Genomic DNA, 1,400 nt, shown 5'->3' with positions numbered 1-1,400 from the left:
CTGCGGTTGCCCGACGCCTTCTTCCAGAGCATCGCACAGACCCTGCGCGACAAGCGCGACCTGCTGGGCTCCGGGCTTCGGGCGGCGGGTTTCGAGGTCTCGGTCGCCGCCGGGTCGTACTTCACGGTGGCGGATGCCGCTCCCCTGGGCGCGACGGATGCCGCCGAGTTCTGCCGCGCGCTGCCCGACCGCGCGGGGGTGGTCGCGATCCCGCTGACCGCCTTCGTCGGCGCATCGCGCCGGGCCGAGTACGCCACTCTCGTGCGGTTCGCCGCCTGCAAGCGCGTGTCGGTGCTCGAAGAGGCGGCATCCCGACTCGCCGCCCACAACAGCTGACGGCTGCCGCCGACGCCGTTCCTCCCGTCGCGCGATCAGTCGCGCGGAACGACCCGCATACGCCGAAGCAGCAGCGCCGGGTTGACACGACGCACCCGCTCAACCGCATCGCGGTCGAGGTGGGCGACCACGACATCGGTGGCCGTGCCGATCGCGGCGATCTCGACACCCTGCGGGTCGACGATCATCGAGTTGCCGACTCCGAGCGGCGGCGGATGATCGGCGGCGGCGACGTAGACGGTGTTCTCGATCGCGCGCGCCTGGACGAGCGTGCGCCAGTGGTGCTCTTTGAGCGGCCCGCGTACCCACTCCGCCGGAACCAGGAACACGTCGGCGCGTGCATCGGCGAGCGTCCGCCCGACCTCCGGGAACCTCAGGTCGTAGCAGGTCATCAGCCCGAAGCGCAGGCCGCCGAGTTCGAACGTCTCGGGTGCCGCCAGCTCGCCCGGCTCTACCCAGTCCGACTCGCGCTGCCCGAACGCGTCGTACAGGTGCAGCTTCCGGTAGGTGGCCACGACGCCGCCCGCATCCACGGCGACGACGGTGTTGCGCACGCGCCGGGCGTCCGCCGCCTCTTCGAGCAGCCCCGCGACGATGAGCACGCCGTGCGTCGCCGCGAGTTGGGTCAGCGCCGCGACGAACGGTCCGTCCAGCGGTTCGGCGTGGGCGGCGAGCGAGTCGTCGAACGGGTTGATGAAGTAGCTCGCGTACTCGGGGAACACGACCAGGTCGGCACCGCGTTCGGATGCCGTCTCCGCGAGCTGCCCGATGTCGGCAAGGTTCGCCTGCTTGTCTGCCGCAGGAGCGAACTGCGCGACGGCGATCGCCGCCTTCCCGTTGCGATCCCCGCGCCTGGAGGCGACCTCGTCTCGCCCGTCCGGCAGGTCCTTCTGGAGGTCGGTATCTCGCGCGGAGGGCATGAGTTCATCCTCACCCGGGGCGCACGCGCACGGCAAGCCCATCGCCTCTGAGCACCGTCATGCGTGAAATGAAGAAGGCGTCCCCGGAGAGGACGCCTTCTTCATTTTCGTTGCGGGGACAGGATTTGAACCTGCGACCTCTGG

General features: G+C 70.2%; 2 protein-coding genes. One reads left to right on the top strand and one right to left on the bottom strand.

Going from position 1 to position 1,400, the window contains the following annotated elements; all coding sequences use genetic code 11:
• Positions 1-336, top strand: a 336-nt coding sequence (locus tag QZV84_RS11075) for an aminotransferase class I/II-fold pyridoxal phosphate-dependent enzyme (protein ID WP_292829402.1), incomplete at its 5' end; no start/stop codon positions are given.
• A 35-nt stretch (positions 337-371) separates the two neighbouring features.
• On the opposite strand, the gene QZV84_RS11070 is transcribed toward QZV84_RS11075, so the two are convergent.
• Positions 372-1,256: a carbon-nitrogen hydrolase family protein gene (locus QZV84_RS11070; protein WP_292829400.1), complete on the bottom strand. Its 885-nt coding sequence runs from the start codon at positions 1,254-1,256 to the stop codon at positions 372-374.
• Between the last annotated feature and the right edge of the window lie 144 nt (positions 1,257-1,400).

The sequence above is a fragment of the Microbacterium sp. genome, assembly GCF_011620715.1.
Classification (GTDB): domain Bacteria; phylum Actinomycetota; class Actinomycetes; order Actinomycetales; family Microbacteriaceae; genus Microbacterium.
This window is presented reverse-complemented; position numbering and strand designations above follow the sequence as displayed.